Raw genomic sequence first — 19,118 nt, forward strand, 5'->3', positions numbered from 1 at the left:
TCTAGTTGGCCAACTGCAGTAATTCGATTCCCGCCTCAGCCAACAGCTCTCGCAATGCAATCAAAGGCAGGCCTATCAGGCTGTTAAAGTCGCGGCCGTCTAATGCTTCAAATAGACTAATCCCCAAGCCTTCGACCATAAAACTGCCGGCACAATTAAGCGGCTGTTCTAGCTCAACGTAGCGGCGTATCAGTGGCTCGGTGAGTGTGCGAAATTGCACCGCGAAGGGTTCCACCACGGACCATTGCTGGCCGTTGGGCGCACGCAGGCAAAGGCCAGTTAAAAATTCAACGCGCTGACCGCTGGCACTCAATAGTTGCTGTACTGCCGCTTCGCTGTTGCCAGGTTTGCCGCAAATCTCACCGTTTAATACACACGCCTGGTCGCTGCCGATAATCCAGTGTTGTGGATATTCTGGAGCCAGGGCCGCGGCTTTTTGCCGTGCCAGGCGCTCGACATAAGCCGTTGGGCTTTCATTGGGCAAAGCCGCTTCATCAATATCCGGACTGGCGCAGTCAAAGTTAAGGCGTAGCTGTTGTAACAGTTGTTGGCGGTAGGGTGAGCTGGAAGCAAGTAACAGTTTCATTAGGATTTCCCAACGGCAGATACAAAAAAGCCGGGCAGCGCCCGGCTTTGCAACATGGCTGAATTAAGCAGCCAGGTTCTGGTTAGCAAATTCCCAGTTAACCAGTGCCCAGAAACCTTTCAGGTAGTCAGGGCGAACGTTGCGGTAGTCGATGTAGTAAGCGTGTTCCCACAGGTCGACGGTCAGCAGTGGCGTCAGACCTTCTTCAGTCAGAGGCGTTGCTGCGTTAGAGGTGTTAACAATGTCCAGTGTACCGTCGGCTTTTTTCACCAACCAAGTCCAGCTAGAGCCGAAGTTGTTCACTGCCATGTCGTTAAACTTGGCCTGGAAGTCAGCGAATGAACCAAATGCTGCGTTGATGGCTTCAGCAATGGCACCAGTTGGCTCACCGCCACCATTTGGGCTCAGGCTGTGCCAGTAGAAGGTGTGGTTCCAGATTTGTGCCGCGTTGTTAAATACACCGCCAGAAGAGCTCTTGATAATGTCTTCCAACGATTTGCCAGCGAACTCAGTACCTTCAATCAGGCCATTCAGCTTTTGCACATAAGTGTTGTGGTGCTTGCCATGATGGAACTCGAGAGTTTCTTGAGAGATGTGTGGCTCAAGGGCATTTTTTTCGTAAGGCAGGGCCGGTAATTCGAACGCCATGATAGGTCTCCATTCTTAGCTGGGTCAGGTTGCTTAACGCGGTGGTCGGCCACAGGGCTGACCTTATTATTTAGATGTGCGGCCAGTTAGCGATTTTTCAAGGCTGGCGGCTACTAAGTGCTGGCATAATAGCACCGCCCCATGCAGCGTGCTATGCACGCAAAATGTAGGGCTATTCCAGCGTCAAACGACTCACCGCTCGCAAGGTGGCAGCAAGGCGGTATACTGGCGCGATTGCAATTAGGAATGTGCTATGTCAGATCGTAAAGAGCCTATTGTCAGTGATATTCAAATCAGCGCCGACGATACCCCGTCACGCGCTGGCGGCAAACACGCTCCCGCTAAGGGCGCTGGTCATTCCTCCGCAGGCACCGGATTAGCCGTGCTGGCCTTGTTGGCGGCGGCAGGTCTGGGGGCGTTGGGTTATTGGCAACATCAGCAACTGAATGGTTTAACCGAGCAATTGCAGCAGCAATCACAGGCGCTCGAGACGCTGCAGCAACAACTCAGTGCCACCGATGAAGACGCCAATGTTTCCCTGGCGGCGGTACGTGCCACGCAAAAACTGCATATGTCGGAAATTCGCAAGCTGTGGGACGTGTCCAACAAACGCAATAAAAATGACATCGCCAGCAATAGCAGCAGTCTGAAAGCGCTGAGCAATGATTTGAAAAAGCAACAAGCCAGCACTTCACAGCAGCATAAACAGCAAACTCAGGCACAGGATTCGCTAAAGCAGCAGCTGGCGGCCTTAACAACCGAGCTTAAGGCGTTGCAAAAGGCCCAAGGCTCGTCCACGTTGAAGCAGCAGGTGGCGCAACTACAAGCGGCCGTGAATGCCAGTGAACTGCGTGGTGGTCAAAATAATGAAGCTCTGCAAATGCTGGAAAGCCAGCTGGCTCAACACAGCCAGCAGCTGCGAGACCAACAAGTGGTGATCACCTCTTTGCGCCAACAAGTGAGTGCCCTTAGGCCGCAAATACAGCCATGATCAGCGTTACCGATATCAGCGCGCTGCGCGACCAGTTACCGGCTGCGCCACTAACGAGTTCGGCCAGCTTAGCCTGGCAGTTAGGGGCACAAGCGGATGATATCGGTACGGCATTTGTGCTGGCTTATCAGCTGGCGCTGCGCTACCTCGATCGCAACTTGAAGGCTGCCGAGCTGGCGGCCTTTTGTGTTTCAGAAACCGGCGTAAGGTCCCTGGGGCAGATGTCGTGCCAGCTTGAGCAAGGGCGTTTATCGGGCCTAAAGTCCCATGTCATGTTAATGCAGCCGATAGAGCTTGATTGGCTGTATGTGCTGGCCAGGCAAAACGACGAGTTGGTGCTGGTTAAAGTATCGGCCCAGGCTGATGGCATTCACCCACAGGCGCCGCTGGCACAGCCCTTTGTGCCTCAGGTGCGCCATTGTCCGGTGCGGTTTGAGCAGGTGCCAGTGGAAGCAGATTTCTGTTTGGCGGATGCCCACAACAGGGTGAATAAACCATTTCGCTACTGGGAAGACGTGCATGTCGCGTTGGCGCTGGCTGGCTGGATGCGTAACCGGGTGGCTGATCCACAGTTACTAGCATCCGCTGCTCAGGCATTGATTGAACATTTTGACCGTCACCCTCAGCACTATGATCTTGCCGGGTTAGATACCCTAGAGCAGTGCCTAGAACAGCTCGTTGCTGCGGAAAAAACCCTTCGAAGCGTAACCGATCGACAGCAGTGGCAACGCGATCAGGCACTGATGCTGTTGTCTGCCAAAGCGCGCACAGCATTAAGAGCGAAGTTCAGCGCACGCTGACCGTCACCGAGACCGGACTACTGGCGTTATTGCCTATTTGCTGTGTTTGGCTTTGAGTAGCGGGAGGTTCGAAGTTGGAATCGGAAGTGGCATGGCTGCTGGGGTTGCCTTGTAAATCCACCTCTATGGGTGTCATGACGTATTTTTGCCCCAGCTCCTGGTTCAGCATGCGCGGTATATTAATGCTTTGCGAAGTAGAGCGGTTATAGCGCTGTGGCTGACTGTAGTCGTAGTGATGACTGCGTTTACGTGCCTCAGCAATGGCTTCGAACAGATCGTCGGAATAATAGTTGTCCTGATTGGCCTGGCCCGTGGCTGGTAACATCGCCAGTAACAGAAACACTAGTCTGAACATCTTATCGACCTCCAAATGCGTGCTTAGGGGGTGGCACGGGTGCGAATAGTAACGCTACCACGTACTTGGCTGACCCGACTGCGACCTGAATTGGTGGTCGAGCTGACTTCTTCCATAATTAAGTCATTTTTATCGGCTTCGACGTCCGCAGAATTGCTGGGGCTGCGTTCGCTGCCCTCTTCAAGTACGCCATCTTTACGAGTGCGGCCCAATGCCGCTTGTCGGATAGGTCGACCGGCATCGGCTGCTGCCGCTTCGCCGGCGGCGGTGGGGCCCATGGCGCCTTCAATAACCTGATTATCCATCACCTCATTGGCAAGGGTTGGCAGGGCAAAACTTTTAAAGGTAGAGCGATCGTACCAGGTATCGCCAATCAACTCAGGGCGTACCGGATTCTGTTGGGCATATTCAACCGCTTGATCAATTTCTGTGGTGTAGTATCCCTCTTCGGTGGCACTGGCTGGAGTGGCTATAAAACCAGCACATAACGCCATCATAGCGAGGCAGTGGGGAGCGGAGGTTAAGGTCTTGTCCATTGAGCTGACCTCGTTGTTTTTGTTATTTTGTGTAAGTATGGCATGATAGCAATGCGGATTTTTTTTGTATACCGGCTGGCCTGAATCGCGGCCGCTGCTGCAGGCAGAACAATAATGATAAAAGCAGGCATATCATTGGCCGCACTGCTCCTGATGAGCGGCTGTACGGTCCATCAATCGATTGGTCATAACTTTGGCGCCTACCTTGGCGAACCCGATGGTGCTGAGTTTGCTGGTACTGGTTATCTCTGCAAAGGCAATAACGCCGCCTATATGTATGTCTATCGTCCCGCTACTGAATGGTCGATGGACGAAATCGAAGCGCCGAGTTTTAACGTCAATGGCGAACGGCTGTTTAACATTAAAGGCGGTGGTTACACCTGGTATGAACTGCAGCCGGGTGAATACGATCTGGTGATTCGACGTGGCCTGTTTGGCTTTGAAGGCATCGAATGGTTCGAAATCCATCGCATTAGCGAGTTGTCGTTTAGTGCTGAGCCTGGGCGCGTGTATTACTGGCGTTATTCAGAAATCGACCCTGCACCTATTTCTCCCGACCCTGAAATCATGCCTCTAGGCGATGGACCACTGCAGCTGGTGTCCGCCAACTTGGCCTATAAAGAAATGAGCCATACCCATATGCTCGACGATGGCATGGAGAAGCTCAGTGCCCTAGCCATTGAAAGCGATGAGCAGCTACAGCAAGTGTTTGATGGGCAGTTGCAGCAAGGCGAAGATGACAGCAGTTGGTGGTGGCCGTTTTAGCGCACTCTGGCTTGCGGTACAATCTGGCTAACCGCATAAACCCACCTGGTCTGGCAGCGTGGGTTTTTACTTAGCCAGAGAGAGACCTCCCATGACGGTGATCAAGCAAGAAGACCTGATCCAAAGCGTGGCAGACGCGCTGCAGTACATTTCTTATTACCATCCGAAAGACTTTATCGACGCCGTTCACGAGGCTTATCAAAAAGAAGAATCTAAAGCCGCCAAAGACGCCATGGCGCAGATTCTGATTAACTCGCGCATGTGTGCCATGGGCAAACGCCCCATCTGCCAAGATACTGGCATCGTGACCGTATTCCTCACCATCGGCATGGACGTTAAGTTCGAAGGCGATATGAGTGTCGAAGATATGGCCAACGAAGGCGTGCGCCGTGCTTACACTCACCCTGATAACGTCTTACGCGCTTCGGTGCTGGCCGACCCAGATGGCAAGCGGGCTAACACCAAAGACAACACGCCTGCCGTGATCCATATGAAACTGGTACCGGGCAATACCCTTGATGTACATGTGGCGGCTAAAGGTGGTGGCTCAGAAGCGAAAACCAAATTTGCCATGCTTAACCCGTCTGATTCGGTGGTGGATTGGGTACTGGAACAAATCCCCAAAATGGGTGCTGGCTGGTGTCCGCCTGGCATGCTCGGCATTGGCATTGGTGGCACGGCAGAAAAAGCCATGCAAATCGCCAAAGAAGCCCTGCTCGACCCGATTGATATTCATGAGCTGCAAGCACGCGGTGCTTCTAATCGCTCGGAAGAGCTGCGCTTAGAGCTGTTCGAAAAAGTGAATAAATTGGGCATTGGCGCCCAAGGTCTGGGTGGTTTAACCACAGTGTTGGACGTTAAAGTCGCCGATTATCCAACCCATGCTGCTAACAAGCCGGTAGCGATTATTCCTAACTGTGCGGCCACGCGTCATACCCACTTTGTTTTGGATGGCTCGGGCCCAGCACAGCTGGAAGTGCCCAAATTAGAAGATTGGCCAGAAATCAGCTGGGAAGTGGGCGATAACGTACGCCGCGTGAACCTGGATACCGTCACACCAGACGATGTTAAAGACTGGCAACCAGGCGAAACCATTTTGCTGTCGGGCAAAATGCTCACCGGCCGCGACGCTGCCCATAAGCGCATGGTAGATATGATCGCCAAAGGCGAAGAGTTGCCGGTGGATTTAAAAGGCCGCTTTATTTATTACGTTGGCCCAGTCGACCCAGTACGCGAAGAAGTGGTTGGTCCAGCTGGCCCAACCACCGCCACCCGCATGGATAAATTCACTCGCACCGTGCTGGAAAAAACCGGCCTGTTGGGCATGATCGGTAAAGCCGAACGTGGCCCTATCGCGATTGAAGCCATTAAAGATAACGAAGCTGTGTATTTAATGGCAGTAGGCGGCGCCGCTTATTTAGTGTCGCAAGCGATTAAAGGCGCCAAAGTGGTCGGCTTTGAAGATTTGGGCATGGAAGCGATTTATGAATTTGAGCTGGAAGATATGCCAGTGACCGTCGCTGTTGATAGCAAGGGCGAATCGGTTCACCAAACCGGACCACAGGAGTGGTATCAGCGGATTAATGCTGAGAATGTAGGGTAATTATTGTTTGAATTTAAAGGGCCGCAAGGCCCTTTTTTATTGGCTATTGGCTGTCGAGTTGATGGAATGATTCGCCCGGCTGAGCGCGGGCTTAATCAGTTAAGGGGAGGCCGCTCCCCTTAACAATCCTGCTCCCGGCCGAGATGGCGTATTTCCGCCAACCTGCTTGCCAACAGGCGGCCCGCAAACAGGGCGAATCCCACGCCCCGTTTGCTTGCTCTGCGTCCGTGCAGAGCAGCCTAGTGGGCATCGCAGGCTAGCGGCGCCATCTCAGGCCGATTGGGCGTAGTGACAGCGGTTGCTTGCCAGAAGTCTTCGACGCTGTAGGGCGTTGCTAGGTTTTCCCCTTCGCCTGGATTAGTAGCTATTAATGCGGGTAATGATTGTATGGCTAAAATGGAGCAAGACTCGTCTACTCAATTTTTAATTTCTTCTTCAGCGAATCTAGCCTAGTTTTTCCAAAATTTGGTTCCTCCAGTAGTACTTTTTCTACTTCGGCATCGGTAATGTATGTTTTTACAACGGTTTTGAATACAGATTTATCAGCTAGGTGCATCTCTACAGCATCTTCAACAAATGCGGCCTGCCATGAATGCATTTGTCCATCATCCCAATCTTCATAGGAAAGGATTAAAGACACTTCCATTTGGTGGTTGTATAAATTTGCTAGATATGACCATTGAGACGAAAAGCGTGTATAAAAAGCTGCATAGCAACCACCCATTATTGCTCCGAGCCAAGGAAGGGTCTCGTTTATTTCTACCATAAGCTGTTCGGATGAAAAGGAAAAAGTTGCATTGGGAGCAGTGTATGACCTTATAGCAATGGCAAGAAAATATATGATGAGAGAAACTATTAGTGTGCGAATGGTTATGGCCATTCCCCCATTGGGGATGTATTTAAGTATAAATTCACCTGATAGTAGTTCGAAAGCCTTATTCATTATCTCGATGATCATGTTCATTTCTTTACCATGCAACTTGGCAATCCCGTGTCTGTTGTTGAGACGAGTTCGTTTCATTGTTTGATTGTAACAACGCGGGTTTCCAGAGCTTTGTGAAAGCCTAGCATTTATAATGCAGGTGTCTTATATCGACAGTGTTAACTCATTATTTGGATATCTATTTCAAGCTTTAGGGAAGTAGGAAGCCGTGCCTTTTGGTGATTCTGTTCTTGAGGGATCTTTTTTCACCATTATCTGATTTTTGACTGCCAAACCCTATGCCCTCCTTGAGGTTATCCCTCACGCCGGGCGGGCGAACGACTGAAAGTCGTACATCGTGTCAGTTTCTGCCAGGCAAAAAGTAGCTTACAAGCTGTAAGTGAGCATTGAGTCGGACTCGCGCACGAGCGCTTTTTAACGCAGCAGAAACAACGTAGATAGCTTTCAGCCTACTTTGCGCAGCGCAGGCCGTATTCCCCTCGTTACCAATGCTGTGGTCGAACAGCCTGCATCCGGCAGGATGTTGGCTGGTGCTGCCGTCCGGGCAGCACCTGCGGGCACAGACATTTCCAACGCAGGCGGCCTGCTAAGGCGCGTTCGGTTGATTCCGCGAAACCGAGAATTTCTAAGAGAGATGTTCCCGTAGGGATGACTAAACCGGCTATGACAAAAGATCCAGCGGGCTGGTGGTGCCAGCGAAATGCTGGCCAATAACATGGGTATAAATTTGCGTGGTCGCTACATCGTTGTGCCCTAACAGCTCCTGCACTGTGCGAATATCGCGCCCCGAGCGTAACAGCTCGGTAGCAAAACTATGCCGAAAAGTGTGACAGGTGATGCGCTTGGCCGACAGCCCGGCTTGTTGTACAGATCTTTTGAGTGCTTTTCTGGGTACCGAAGCATCTAAGTGGTGGCGGCACACGATGTTGCTGGTCGGATGGCGACATAGTCCGATCGACGGAAACAAAAACATCCAAGCAGGTTCACGGTAGGCTGAAGGATATTTCTTTCCCAAGGCGCCAGGCATAGAGGGCCCGATTCCTTGCGTGTTATCACTGGCTTGCAGGGCGATGGCTTTTTGCACATAGTCATCACATAGCGCTGTTAAGCTACTGGCAAGCAGGGTAACTCTGTCCTTACGGCCTTTGCCATCAAAAACCGTCAGCGTGCCTGCTTCAAAGTTCAAATCTTTAATGCGAAGTCGCAAGCATTCCGAAATACGCAACCCAGAGCCATAGAGCAGAGAGAAAATCAGCCGCTCGCGCGGTTGGGAATGTGCAAGTATCTGCCCTACTTCCTTGGCCGTGAGGACGGTGGGTAAATGCTTCGGGCGGCTTGCCAGGGTAAAGCCCAATTCTCCCAATGGCTGGCCAAGAAATTTGTTATACAAGAAGGCAAGAGAATTGAGTGCGACGCGTTGTGTATTGGCGGTAACATCACGCTGATTCGCTAGGTAACTAAGAAACTGCATAACATGTGGTGCACCAAGCTCTGATGGGTGCTGCAAGCGGTGAAAGCGAATATAGAATCGGATCCAGTACAGGTAGGTATGCTCAGTGCGAACGCTGTAGTCACGAAGCCGCATATATTGGCGAATTTCTTGGATGAACTTGCTCTTGGCCATCGCGCTCACCTGAATGTAAAGATATACTGTTCAAATATACAGTATATCTGGAGGTTGGAGAGTATGTTGGCACGCTTTCTTGGCTGACTTGCCTGTATTTCCCTGGGGTGGTAGCTTAAACGCCGGAGAAATCAGTGGGTTAGTCTTAGAGCGCCAGAACTTTGAGGCGTGGATAGTAGGCGAGCACGTTTTCTCCGGAGGAAATGTGAGAAAAACTGGATATCCAGCGTTAAATTAGTGAGTTGGAAGAGATACCTCGAATGGTTCTAGCTGGAAAAACAGGCACGCACACTATTAAACTGTTATGTTTAAGGAAGAGAGATGGGCGTAGAATACATTCTCGTCAATGAAACTAAAAAAGAAATTATTTCTTTCAGCCATCTCAATGGAAGCAAAAAGAGAGAGCTTGCTGGCAATGCAGCGCAATCAGCGATTGTTACTTGGTATCTTCTAAATAATCAGGGCGACCAGATTCAACTTGTTTCTGACACTTACGATGATTGGCCTTTCAAAACTGGCAGTCGTGACAAAGCCTGGTCATACCCGGACAAAACTGATCAAATTGTATCGACACTGATTGATCAAGGAATACTTCAAGACTGTGGAATGTTGCACGTCGACGAAGATGAACCTGAAACTGTTTTTACGCGGGACATTAGAAATGTTTGGTGTAAATAAACATAACAAGCAAAGGCTGCCGGATGCTTCGCACCGCAGCTTTGGGCGTTATGAGTCTTGAGATTGAAGAATGAATGAGCACAGGGATAATAGCGATAGATTAACAATCGACTTTCATAGCATCGAAGCTGTGATGTATAAAAAGATCACCTTCGAAGTTGTTAATCATTTCAATCTTGAGGTTGCAGGCTCCAAAACTAGCGGCCTTGATGAAGTGTTCCAAGACTTCAAAAATGGCAACGACGTTGTTGGCCTAGAGTGGGACAATTGGTCAGGCTATATCGTAAATGCAAAAACTAAGTCAGCAGAACCTTTGGTTCGAGAAATTGCGGGTTACATAAGTGCCAAGTTCAACTCATAACAAGTTGCTCAAGTACACTCCGGCCGCAAAAAGCGCGGCCTCCGTGGGACAGCCTACGCTGCGTTTCAGCTGCCCCTTAGCAAGGTGTTATGAATCAACGAGTATCTAATTATGGCGGTAGAACCACATCAGATATACCAGTCCATGATGCTGGAAATAAAGATACGAATTAGAGCGATAGATAGCTGTCTAGCGAAAAAAGGAGAATTGTCAGCCTTAGATGCGGAATTCTGCTTTTTAAACTCAAGAATGATAGTCGAGCAAATTTGTTTCTCTTCCATCCTATGTGATAAACATCGGTACGAAGATTTTAGGAGGCTTGAAGGAGAAACCGGATCAAAAGATCACGGGAACTACGTGAAAGACTGGAAGTCTCCTACGATCTTGAAGAAGATGAAAGATATTAGCCCTCACTTTATGCCTCGCCCGCTGGGCGAAATGACGAGCAAAAATGGTCTTAATCATTTTGAAAATGGGTTTGAGGCGACTCATATTGAATTGATCTGTATGTGGGAAAAGTGTGGCTCTTTTCTTCATGTGCCGAAGCCATTTGGTGAAGGCTATGAATCTCATATAGAAAAAGTGAGGAGCAAGTATTCCTCAGCGAGAAAAGTGATTGAGTCACATTCGCAGTATTTTAAAGACTTACTCTGGAATCACGCGGCTATAGGCTTAGAGTACCATCCACAAGAGAATGGACTGAATTCTGTCGAGCTTGCAAATCCAATTACAGCTTGGCTGGTGGGTTTCGGAGATTATAACAGCGATGCAATATCTGTTACTGTTGCCATCGCCGAGTAAACTCATAACGAGCGGCTGCACCGGACAAATTTTCGCTGTCACCTTTTTTGCGTGGCAAAAAAGCCGCCATCAAAAATTTGCTCGGTGAGCCGGGCGTTATGTGTATTTGGTGGATTAACCATTGAATAAATATATCGTAGTAAAACTGCTCCTTTGTATCGTTTTAGTTGGATTGTTCGTAGCTCAAAATATAGTGCTTTTTAGTTCTTTAGCTGCATTCGTTACTCAGCAACCAATTGATGCAATGCTCTGTGAAGAATATGCAAAGAGGCTAGAACTGAAGTATTCCAACTCAATAGATACTGCATTCATAATTGGGTTTATATCTCTGTCGGTATCTTTGGTATTCATATCTCTTGCTAATATAGGTAAGAGCTCAAGTAATACATAAAAAGACGCTCAGGAATCTGCAGGGTAATGCCCGTCCCTCGGTACTAGCAGGACGGTACTAGCAGGACATCCATTTCAAGCTTTTTGACGATTATCGGATCTGTTATTGCCAAATTCTCTGCCCTCCTTGAGGTTATCCCTCACGTCGGGCGGGCGAGCTCCCTGCTTTGCGCTGTGCAGGCCATATTCCCGTCACTGGCAATGCTTTGGTCGCCGCAACGCCAACAGCCTGCATCCTAGTAGGATATTGGCTGGTGCTGCCGTCCGGGCAGCCCCTGCGGGTACAGCCATTGCCAACTCAAGCAGCCTGCTAATACGCGGGCAACCTGGGCGCAAGAGCGAGTTCACAGCTTGAGTGGATATCCCGCTAGTTCGGGGAAAACCAGCCCCATCAAGCTAGGCTTTCGGTTGTAAGGCGTAAAAATCGTCTTTAATTGTAACCACACCCCGAAGAATCCGACTGCTTAGCCCTTCGGTATGCAGCTTTTAAATACTGCTGATAAAACTGACTGGAGAAAACTTCGGCCGGGTCATACTTACACTTCACCGTCATAAAGGTGCTCCAGCCCGGATAGGCCATTTCGAATTGATCCAGTGTAGGAAATCTCTGGTAAGTCAGATAATAAGTTCCGTTATTTTGTAGCGCTAGGTCAACCAATTCCCTTGTCCAGGTCTTTGCTGTTTGAATGGAAGGCTGGTTCAGTTCAATATTTACATAAATGACGATGGCGATCATATTATCGGTTGCATAGCTCAGATAACTTTCGTGATTTTCTTTTAGGTATCTCAAGGTGATGCTAAGCAGGTTAACGTTATGTTTCTCTAGCGTTGTCTTTAGCTGAATAAAAAAGGTAGGGAAGGCGTTTATTGGTACGAAGTACTCTTGAAGAATATCGGTATCAGTTGAGCTGTCATACTGCAAAAATCGTATGTCTGGCTGCATTGCTGGGTTTCGATCAGTGAATGAAGCCTTTCCAGGTTTGTCTAGTAGTTGCTTTTGTAACCACCATCTGATGGATTTCCCGGTATTGCTGGCTCTGGACGCGTTGAATATCAGGGCGTTGCGAGCAATGTTCTTCTCTGCTTGTAACTCGCTTACGGTGATGTGTTCGCTGGCTGATATCAAGTTGGTAGAGTAGCATTCGGTTAAAAAATTCTCGCCAGGGGAGAATGAGCAGCGCCCATAGTGCAGCTGTAGTTCATCAGCCTGATTATGTATTAATTTGGCGTAATCACTAACGGCTATGTGTTGTGTGTATTTCTTGAGGGGAAGGTTCGCTGTTAATTCTATTTCTGCTTCGATAATAACACCCAGTAAGCCATATCCACCAATGGCCGCCATAAATAGATCGGAATTGACGGTGCGGCTTGCCTCGACAACCTCTCCGTTGGCCAGAGCCAGTTTAATACTGCGAACAGTCTCAATGATAGGGCCAAACCTCGGGTCTCGGCCATGGACGTTAGCGCTTAATGAGCCGCCAATAGAGAATATGTTGGACGACTGCATGACCTTCACAGCTAATCCATGTTGATTAGCGGTTTGCTGAACCTGCTGCCAGGTAGCGCCGCTTTGTACTCTAATGAGCTTTTCTTGCGGCGAAATGTCGATGACTTTATTGAAGCTCGTCATGTCAAGAACGATTCCATCAGGATACACAATATGGCCACCTTGGCTATGTCGAGTTCCCGATATAGTCAGTTTTGCGTCTCTAGTAAGGTTTTTTAGCGTATCGACTATGTCCTGCTGCGATTGTACATTAATCACTCGGGATACAGATTCTGGGTTTAATCGACTAACGTCATTCCACGATTCGCTATAAGAAATGGGGGGAAGTGCTGATAAAAGAATTGCAAAAAGACATATACGGATCACAGGGATGCTCACTCTTTACCCTAGATGGGAAGTTATAAGACGATATTCTTCGGTGATTTGTGAATTATTACAAATTTGCAAGATTTATACCTGCCGTTGAAGTGCTTATGAGGATCAATTTCAGTGCCAGTCGATTATACCTTGTATATATCCCTCACGCTGCGCTCATGTCACCACGCTTAAAACAGATCTTCTGGATATTTTAAAATCATATGCGCCAGACTTCCTGCAAGTCCCATCTTCTATTTTTCACAGTTGCTATCCCTTATTGAAGTCTGCTGACGTAGTGCGAACTGCCTGATAGCGCAGATTGTCCAGCTTGTCTTTAACGGCTTTTGTAATGAAAAACAACTACAAACAGGATAGTGGTCTGATTTTTGTAACACAATCTTCATATTACTTCTGTATCATGCGCGGCGGATTTGTTCCGGGTTCCCCCGGTACAGCAATAATTGATTTATCGAAGGCCAAATATTTCATGAAAACCCTCACCAAACTGTCAGCGGCAGTATTGGCAAGCGCTACAGCGGTTGCTTCATGCATGCTGATCGCCTGCGGCGGCGACTCTGATTCCAGCTCCGATTCTAAGAACAGTGTTGCGCAAGGCAAAGTAAAAAACCTGATTTTGATGATTGGCGACGGTATGGGCGCTCAGCAGGTTGGTCTGCTGGAAGAATATGCTCGCCGCTCGCCTGCCAATGCGGCTCAGGTTGGCCAGATGACGGGTTTTCATCAAATAGCAGACAAAGGCGCTGTTGGTCTGTCGCTGACGTCGCCTATGGGGGTAAACGGTGTGCTGGTGGTGGATTCCGCTTGTTCGGCGACGCAGTTGGCCACGGGTCAGGGGTCTATATCTGAAGGCGTTGGTCTGGATGACCAGGGCAATAGAGCCGAAACGATTTTGGAAAAAGCCAAAAAGATGGGTAAAGCTACCGGATTAATTACTGATACTCGTCTCACCCATGCGACCCCTGCCGGTTTTGCTGCTCACCGCCCACACCGTTCGATGGAAAATGAGATCGCCGAAGATTTGTTGGCATCCGGTGTTGATGTACTGCTAGGCGGTGGCTCGCGCCACTGGGCACCAGCAGTGGACGATTTTGCTGCCTTGGCTGCAGAGCTGAATGCGCCGACTCACGTGATTAAAAAATCGAAGCGCAGTGCTGATGACGAACGTAACTTGTTCACCGAGGCGAAAAGTGCCGGTTATGCCCTGGCATTTGATCGTGCACAGATGAACGCCGTTACCTCCGGCAAGCTGCTAGGTTTGTTTGATGACTCGGCCATGAATGATGGTATTGCCTACTCGCTGTGTAAAACATCGGCACCGGCGGAGGCCGGTAGTAAGTGTGCCGACGAGCCGTCATTGAAGGAAATGACCAAAAAAGCCTTGGATATTCTTTCACAAGATCCAGATGGCTTTTTCCTCATGGTGGAAGGCGGCCAAATAGACTGGGCAGGCCATATCAACGACGCGGGTTGGTTATTGCATGAAATGTTGAAGTTCGATGAAGCCGTGCAGGCGGTTTATGAGTGGGCGGCTGAACGAGACGATACTCTGGTGGTTGTCACTGCAGACCATGAAACTGGCGGTTTTGGTATTTCTTATCATAAACATGATATTCCTGAGGCGAAAACCTTGTCGGGCGATGCCATGTTGAATGCCGACGGCAGTGCGCGCGATTATCAACCACAGTATAACTTTGGTGCATTGGCGACATTGGATAAAATCTATGCCCAGAAGCGCTCTTTCTACGACATCCTTAGTGCGGTCAATGGCGATTGGGACTTCTCCAATACCCAAGCGGCGGATTGGGTGGCGGAAGTAAATGCCAGCGTGCATGAAGATTTTCATATTGATACAGCGTCTGGCGAGCGCATCGCTGCTCGTTACGAGGTGCCTGCGGAAGATGTACATCCAGAACACAAGTACCTGAGTGCTACCAATATTCCGAAGTTCAACGACTTCTCAGATTTCTATGTTTATGCCGATGATGATACCGGTGCGCTTATCGCCCGTGAGCTTGCCTCTAAGCAAAGTGTCACATGGGGCAATGGTACCCATACAGCAGCGCCTGTGCCTGTGTATGTGTTTGGCCCAGAAGCCATTACCAAGCAATTTTCAACCCTGCAGAGACATACTGAAGTAGGGCAGAAAATGATTGATGCGTTGATTGCAGAATAATCTGTTTGAGTACAGCACCTGCCTGTGGCAGGCAGCTACGGCTCAACATGCTATAAAAAAGCGCTGTGTTAATCAGCGCTTTTTTATGCCGGATTTGTCAAATTAATTCGTTAGCCAGTGTGAGAGCTGTGCCTTATTTGGCACCCCCTGTAGCGGTGCCTTATTCATTGTTCCTTGATCAAAGCGGACCAAAGCCGGTGGGCCAAAGACTTGCCATTGGGCGAGTAAGTTGCGCTGCTCCACTTGATTCGCCGTGATATCAAAACGTACCACCTTGTAGCGAGTCAGATCTACTTTGAGTTGCGGTGATTGCAACAGCGCTTCCATATCTCTGCAGTTGCTGCACCAATCTGCGGCAATATCCACTAACAATGGCTGGTGTGATGTGGTGATTATTCGGTCTAGCTCTGCCACCGAGGTAATCGTTTCTATGCCTGCATCTGGCGTAGCTGCTAAAGCGGGCCGTAGTGGCTGTAACAAGGATCGATTGCCTTGTGCAGCGCCTGCTAGCCACAGGCATCCGATCACGGCTAGCAACAAGGCCAGGGTTTGCCGTAACCGCTGAGCGGCGTTAACGGCGGCCTCCAGTAAGCCAAGGTAGACAGCGCAGCCAAGGGCCAGCACGCCTGCTAGTGCTAGCACTAGGGGGGCAGGCAATATACGACTGAGCAGTGCCAATGCCACGGCTAGCAGACCCACAGCAAAGGCTGAGCGTATATAGATCATCCAGATGCCGGCAGAGGGTAGCCAACGACCACCGCTGATACCAAGCAGCAACAACGGCATCCCCATGCCCAGGCCCAAGGTAAATAATGCACCGCCACCTTTGACGATGTCACCAGTGCTGCTGATGTAAATTAGCGCGCCTGCCAGCGGAGCAGAAACACAGGGAGAAACGACCAGTGCGGCAACAAATCCCATCAAATAAGTGCCCAACCAGCGGCCTCCTTGCTGCTGACTTTGCCAATGCTGCAGTTGTTGACGCAGGCGCGCTGGCAATTGCAGTTCAAATAAACCAAACATTGATAAAGCCAATAGCCCAAACATCAGCGCCGTCAAAGATAAGACCCAAGGTGACTGGGTCAGTGCCGTCAGATTGAGCTGTGCACCAAAGGCAGCGACTAAGGTCCCAATCAGTGAGTAGGCACTGGCCATACCGATGACATAGGCCAGGGCCAGGGTGGCTCCGCGGCGAGCCGATAGTTGGCTAATGGGCTGGCCAGCAATAATGCTCGATAGAATCGGAATCATTGGGAAAACACAGGGCGTGAGTGACAGCCCAATGCCCAGACCAAAGAAGCTCAGCAGTAACCAGCCCAGACTGTTGTTGGCAAGCGACGATGGCGTGGTGATGCTTTTCGACGCTGAGGGTGGCGGATCGTCAGTGGACGATAAGGATAGAGTTTGTGGTGGATAACACAGCCCGTGCTCGGAACACCCCTGGTAAATCAGAGACAGGGGCTCGGAGCCTTGTGCTACGGTGATGGCCACATCGACCTGATGATGAAACACCTGCACTTGGCCAAAGTTTTTGTCTTGTTTCAATTGCGCCTGTTGTTGAAACATTAGATTGGCGTCATCGTCGCCACGTACGCCAAAGCGGTTTTGGTAGAGGTAGTAGCCCGGAGCAATCGCAAAGTGGATGTTGATGCGTCCATCGACCCGGGTAACAGTGGGGATAAAGGCCCGTTCAACGGTAAGAAAATCCTGGTCGCTATCCTTGATTGCCGACATGTCAGGCATTGCGCCAGCCCAGCTCCATTGCGTGATGACTAACGTTAGCCAGACTGATATCAGTCTGAGGAGGTATTTCATCTGTGATTCCCACCTGCGTATAAAGGTGATGGGAGTATGTGTTGGGTGACTTAACGCTGACTTAAGAGCCACAATTGATTTGTTAAGTTTGCCTTAAGGTTGCCGGAGTAATGTGATGGTGAACCGAATCTGGAGACTCACTATGCAAAGGCTGTTGATCGTTTTGGCAGGGCTGTTGCTGTCATCTCATGTGTTGGCCGTAGAGATTGATTTTGAACGCCTGAAAGGCAAGGTGGTGTACCTGGATTTCTGGGCATCCTGGTGTGGTCCGTGTCGCAGCTCTTTTCCTTGGATGGAGAAAATGCACCAGCAATATGCTGCTCAAGGGTTGGAAATTATTGCCATCAACATGGACCAAGAAACACAACTGGCAAAGGTATTTCTACAGCACTTTCCAGCATCGTTTCGTATTAACTATGACCCACAAGGTCGTTTGGCTGAGAAATTTAACGTTGACGCCATGCCAACCAGTTTTTTGATCGATCGTGAAGGCCGAGTGACGATTAAACACCGTGGCTTTAAAACGGGCGAGCTGGTGAACTACGAAACTGAAATTCAGCAGCTATTGGGGGTCTTATAATGCCGTTAAAACTCATATTATTGCTGGTCATATTTTGCAACTTGGTTGCTTGTACCACGATTAAACCTTGGGAGCGAGATTTACTGGCCAAGCCGCATATGGCTCTTGATCCAGATCCACTGAAGACTGCCTTTGACGATCATATTTATTTTAGTAAAGAAGCCAGCTCTGGTGGTCGTGGCTTTGGTGGAGGAGGTTGTGGATGCAATTAAATGACCATGCAATTGCCAAACGTTTAGCCATAGCGACCAGTGCATTGTTAGGTACAGCATCGTTACCAGCGCAGGCTGATGACGGTTCCTGGCAAGTATCGTCTGGCTTACTGCTGTATAGCGAAAGCGATGATCGGGTACAGGCGATTGAGCCAGTGTTAGACATTGGTCGAGACTTTGCCGATGAAAGCAGTGTAAACGTGCGTCTGGTTTATGATGCGTTAACCGGTTCATCACCGAATGGCGCCATGGCTGCCAACGTAGCTCAAACTTTTACCTCAGCATCAGCGGCAGCTCGTAAAGAAAATGCTGATGACGATGAGCTGCAGAAATACGCTGATAAGGGCATTTACACCATAGCACCAGGCGACTTACCGTTAGATCCATCATTTGAAGACAACCGCACGGTATTGTCGTTGGGCTGGACTCACAAACTCGATACTGATAATACATTGAACCTAGGCGGAGCTTACTCCAGCGAAGGGGACTTTACGTCGGTAAGTATCAATGCTGCTCTGGCACGTGAGATCAATAATAAAAATACCACGTTATCAACGGGTATAAATTTTGAACTGGATAGCATTGCACCCAATGGCGGCGTTCCGTTAGCGCTCAGTAGCTATGCCGAGCGTGCCAGTCAAGGCAGCGATGAAAGCAAGTATGTAGTCGACGTTATGGCGGGTGTTAGCCAGGTCATTAATCGCCGTTGGCTGATGCAGTTTAATCTCGGTATGAGTTATTCATCTGGCTATCAAAGTGATCCCTACAAGTTATTAACCGTTGCTAATCAAGGTAATTTAATTTTGGATCCGTACGATGATTCGAGCTACTTGTATCTCATGGAAAGTCGACCGGATAAACGACTCAAAACCAGCTTGTATTGGCAAAATAAAGTGGCCATTGCTAAAGAAGATTCCATGGATGTGAGCTATCGCTACATGATGGATGATTGGGGCGTGAATTCACATACACTCGACTTGAGCTACCACTGGCGTGCATCTCAGCACTTGTATTTGCAGCCCCATTATCGTTACTACCAGCAAACTGCTGCTGACTTCTGGGTACCATTCTTGGACACCGACCGTGACGTCAAGCTAGATCAGAGCAGCGTTAGGGCGCTGGTTGATGATGCCTCATCAGATCCGAGATTAGCGGCGTTTTCAGCACATACATTTGGCTTGAAATTGGGCATACCTTTGCGAGAGGATGAAGAACTAACATTGGTTGCTGAACATTACCAGCAATACGATAACAACACTGTTAAATCGGTGTTGCCGGGCTCCAATCTAGATGGGCAAAGTCAGTTTGCAGAATTGTCTGCAAACTGGCTACAGTTGGGGTACACCTTGCGATGGTAAATTAGAGGGGCATC

General features: G+C 49.4%; 19 protein-coding genes. 11 read left to right on the forward strand and 8 right to left on the reverse strand.

Annotation, left to right across the window (positions count from 1 at the left end):
* Window position 1 precedes the first annotated feature (1 nt).
* Both AC55FS_RS04755 and sodB read right to left on the reverse strand, forming a co-directional pair.
* On the reverse strand, window positions 2–586 hold the full coding sequence (locus AC55FS_RS04755) for a Maf family protein (protein WP_496934925.1): 585 nt from the start codon (window positions 584–586) through the stop codon (window positions 2–4).
* A 63-nt stretch (window positions 587–649) separates the two neighbouring features.
* Window positions 650–1,234 (reverse strand): superoxide dismutase [Fe], encoded by a 585-nt coding sequence (gene sodB / locus AC55FS_RS04760; RefSeq protein WP_496934926.1) that lies wholly within the window; start codon window positions 1,232–1,234, stop codon window positions 650–652.
* Window positions 1,235–1,487: 253 nt separating this feature from the next.
* On the opposite strand from sodB, the gene AC55FS_RS04765 reads away from it, so the two are divergent.
* Window positions 1,488–2,225, forward strand: coding sequence for a hypothetical protein (locus AC55FS_RS04765; RefSeq protein WP_496934927.1), 738 nt, complete (start codon window positions 1,488–1,490; stop codon window positions 2,223–2,225).
* Window positions 2,222–3,025 carry a hypothetical protein gene (locus AC55FS_RS04770; protein WP_496934928.1) on the forward strand — a complete coding sequence of 268 codons (804 nt, stop codon included), beginning with the start codon at window positions 2,222–2,224 and terminating at the stop codon, window positions 3,023–3,025. The genes AC55FS_RS04765 and AC55FS_RS04770 overlap by 4 nt, the downstream gene beginning before the upstream one ends.
* Here AC55FS_RS04770 and AC55FS_RS04775 read toward each other — a convergent pair.
* Together AC55FS_RS04775 and AC55FS_RS04780 are read right to left on the reverse strand one after the other, a co-directional pair.
* A complete protein-coding gene (locus AC55FS_RS04775) occupies window positions 3,012–3,380 on the reverse strand; it encodes a hypothetical protein (RefSeq protein WP_496934929.1) in 369 nt (122 codons plus the stop codon). The two genes, AC55FS_RS04770 and AC55FS_RS04775, sit on opposite strands and share 14 nt — an antisense overlap.
* Before the next feature lie 23 nt (window positions 3,381–3,403).
* Complete coding sequence (locus AC55FS_RS04780) at window positions 3,404–3,916, reverse strand: hypothetical protein (RefSeq protein ID WP_496934930.1); 513 nt, start codon at window positions 3,914–3,916, stop codon at window positions 3,404–3,406.
* Window positions 3,917–4,051: 135 nt separating this feature from the next.
* On the opposite strand from AC55FS_RS04780, the gene AC55FS_RS04785 reads away from it, so the two are divergent.
* Both AC55FS_RS04785 and AC55FS_RS04790 read left to right on the forward strand, forming a co-directional pair.
* Window positions 4,052–4,681: a DUF2846 domain-containing protein gene (locus AC55FS_RS04785; RefSeq protein WP_496934931.1), complete on the forward strand. Its 630-nt coding sequence runs from the start codon at window positions 4,052–4,054 to the stop codon at window positions 4,679–4,681.
* Between the two features lie 91 nt (window positions 4,682–4,772).
* Window positions 4,773–6,284, forward strand: a complete 1,512-nt coding sequence (locus tag AC55FS_RS04790; protein WP_496934932.1) for a fumarate hydratase — start codon at window positions 4,773–4,775, stop codon at window positions 6,282–6,284.
* A 412-nt stretch (window positions 6,285–6,696) separates the two neighbouring features.
* On the opposite strand, the gene AC55FS_RS04795 is transcribed toward AC55FS_RS04790, so the two are convergent.
* Window positions 6,697–7,242, reverse strand: a complete 546-nt coding sequence (locus AC55FS_RS04795) for a hypothetical protein (protein WP_496934933.1) — start codon at window positions 7,240–7,242, stop codon at window positions 6,697–6,699.
* Between the two features lie 646 nt (window positions 7,243–7,888).
* On the reverse strand, window positions 7,889–8,851 hold the full coding sequence (locus AC55FS_RS04800; protein ID WP_496934934.1) for an integron integrase: 963 nt from the start codon (window positions 8,849–8,851) through the stop codon (window positions 7,889–7,891).
* A gap of 321 nt (window positions 8,852–9,172) precedes the next feature.
* On the opposite strand from AC55FS_RS04800, the gene AC55FS_RS04805 reads away from it, so the two are divergent.
* From AC55FS_RS04805 to AC55FS_RS04815, 3 genes are all read left to right on the forward strand, one after another.
* On the forward strand, window positions 9,173–9,529 hold the full coding sequence (locus tag AC55FS_RS04805) for a hypothetical protein (RefSeq protein WP_496934935.1): 357 nt from the start codon (window positions 9,173–9,175) through the stop codon (window positions 9,527–9,529).
* Window positions 9,530–9,599: 70 nt separating this feature from the next.
* Window positions 9,600–9,890 carry a hypothetical protein gene (locus AC55FS_RS04810; protein WP_496934936.1) on the forward strand — a complete coding sequence of 97 codons (291 nt, stop codon included), beginning with the start codon at window positions 9,600–9,602 and terminating at the stop codon, window positions 9,888–9,890.
* Window positions 9,891–10,001: 111 nt separating this feature from the next.
* Window positions 10,002–10,691 (forward strand): hypothetical protein, encoded by a 690-nt coding sequence (locus AC55FS_RS04815; protein WP_496934937.1) that lies wholly within the window; start codon window positions 10,002–10,004, stop codon window positions 10,689–10,691.
* Between the two features lie 820 nt (window positions 10,692–11,511).
* Here the strand turns inward: AC55FS_RS04815 and AC55FS_RS04820 are convergent.
* On the reverse strand, window positions 11,512–12,966 hold the full coding sequence (locus AC55FS_RS04820; protein ID WP_496934938.1) for an FAD-binding oxidoreductase: 1,455 nt from the start codon (window positions 12,964–12,966) through the stop codon (window positions 11,512–11,514).
* A 466-nt stretch (window positions 12,967–13,432) separates the two neighbouring features.
* On the opposite strand from AC55FS_RS04820, the gene AC55FS_RS04825 reads away from it, so the two are divergent.
* Window positions 13,433–15,139 carry an alkaline phosphatase gene (locus tag AC55FS_RS04825; protein ID WP_496934939.1) on the forward strand — a complete coding sequence of 569 codons (1,707 nt, stop codon included), beginning with the start codon at window positions 13,433–13,435 and terminating at the stop codon, window positions 15,137–15,139.
* Window positions 15,140–15,241: 102 nt separating this feature from the next.
* Here AC55FS_RS04825 and dsbD read toward each other — a convergent pair whose 3' ends face one another.
* Complete coding sequence (gene dsbD, locus AC55FS_RS04830) at window positions 15,242–16,873, reverse strand: protein-disulfide reductase DsbD (RefSeq protein ID WP_496934940.1); 1,632 nt, start codon at window positions 16,871–16,873, stop codon at window positions 15,242–15,244.
* A gap of 223 nt (window positions 16,874–17,096) precedes the next feature.
* On the opposite strand from dsbD, the gene AC55FS_RS04835 reads away from it, so the two are divergent.
* Genes AC55FS_RS04835 through AC55FS_RS04845 form a run of 3 tightly spaced genes read left to right on the forward strand, consistent with a single transcriptional unit; the run spans window position 17,097 to window position 19,104 of the window.
* On the forward strand, window positions 17,097–17,534 hold the full coding sequence (locus tag AC55FS_RS04835) for a TlpA disulfide reductase family protein (RefSeq protein WP_496934941.1): 438 nt from the start codon (window positions 17,097–17,099) through the stop codon (window positions 17,532–17,534).
* Window positions 17,534–17,746: a DUF4266 domain-containing protein gene (locus tag AC55FS_RS04840; RefSeq protein WP_496934942.1), complete on the forward strand. Its 213-nt coding sequence runs from the start codon at window positions 17,534–17,536 to the stop codon at window positions 17,744–17,746. The genes AC55FS_RS04835 and AC55FS_RS04840 overlap by 1 nt, the downstream gene beginning before the upstream one ends.
* On the forward strand, window positions 17,737–19,104 hold the full coding sequence (locus AC55FS_RS04845; protein ID WP_496934943.1) for a DUF3570 domain-containing protein: 1,368 nt from the start codon (window positions 17,737–17,739) through the stop codon (window positions 19,102–19,104). The genes AC55FS_RS04840 and AC55FS_RS04845 overlap by 10 nt, the downstream gene beginning before the upstream one ends.
* The last annotated feature ends 14 nt before the right edge of the window (window positions 19,105–19,118 follow it).

Source organism: Bacterioplanes sp. CLAM21 (assembly GCF_059641015.1).

Coding starts and splice junctions, on each gene's coding strand:
- AC55FS_RS04755 (WP_496934925.1), bottom strand. CDS start 586: ATGAAACTGTTACTTGCTTCCAGCTCACCCTACCGCCAACAACTGTTA.
- sodB (WP_496934926.1), bottom strand. CDS start 1,234: ATGGCGTTCGAATTACCGGCCCTGCCTTACGAAAAAAATGCCCTTGAG.
- AC55FS_RS04765 (WP_496934927.1), top strand. CDS start 1,488: ATGTCAGATCGTAAAGAGCCTATTGTCAGTGATATTCAAATCAGCGCC.
- AC55FS_RS04770 (WP_496934928.1), top strand. CDS start 2,222: ATGATCAGCGTTACCGATATCAGCGCGCTGCGCGACCAGTTACCGGCT.
- AC55FS_RS04775 (WP_496934929.1), bottom strand. CDS start 3,380: ATGTTCAGACTAGTGTTTCTGTTACTGGCGATGTTACCAGCCACGGGC.
- AC55FS_RS04780 (WP_496934930.1), bottom strand. CDS start 3,916: ATGGACAAGACCTTAACCTCCGCTCCCCACTGCCTCGCTATGATGGCG.
- AC55FS_RS04790 (WP_496934932.1), top strand. CDS start 4,773: ATGACGGTGATCAAGCAAGAAGACCTGATCCAAAGCGTGGCAGACGCG.
- AC55FS_RS04795 (WP_496934933.1), bottom strand. CDS start 7,242: ATGATCATCGAGATAATGAATAAGGCTTTCGAACTACTATCAGGTGAA.
- AC55FS_RS04800 (WP_496934934.1), bottom strand. CDS start 8,851: ATGGCCAAGAGCAAGTTCATCCAAGAAATTCGCCAATATATGCGGCTT.
- AC55FS_RS04805 (WP_496934935.1), top strand. CDS start 9,173: ATGGGCGTAGAATACATTCTCGTCAATGAAACTAAAAAAGAAATTATT.
- AC55FS_RS04810 (WP_496934936.1), top strand. CDS start 9,600: ATGAATGAGCACAGGGATAATAGCGATAGATTAACAATCGACTTTCAT.
- AC55FS_RS04815 (WP_496934937.1), top strand. CDS start 10,002: ATGGCGGTAGAACCACATCAGATATACCAGTCCATGATGCTGGAAATA.
- AC55FS_RS04825 (WP_496934939.1), top strand. CDS start 13,433: ATGAAAACCCTCACCAAACTGTCAGCGGCAGTATTGGCAAGCGCTACA.
- dsbD (WP_496934940.1), bottom strand. CDS start 16,873: ATGTCGGCAATCAAGGATAGCGACCAGGATTTTCTTACCGTTGAACGG.
- AC55FS_RS04835 (WP_496934941.1), top strand. CDS start 17,097: ATGCAAAGGCTGTTGATCGTTTTGGCAGGGCTGTTGCTGTCATCTCAT.
- AC55FS_RS04840 (WP_496934942.1), top strand. CDS start 17,534: ATGCCGTTAAAACTCATATTATTGCTGGTCATATTTTGCAACTTGGTT.
- AC55FS_RS04845 (WP_496934943.1), top strand. CDS start 17,737: ATGCAATTAAATGACCATGCAATTGCCAAACGTTTAGCCATAGCGACC.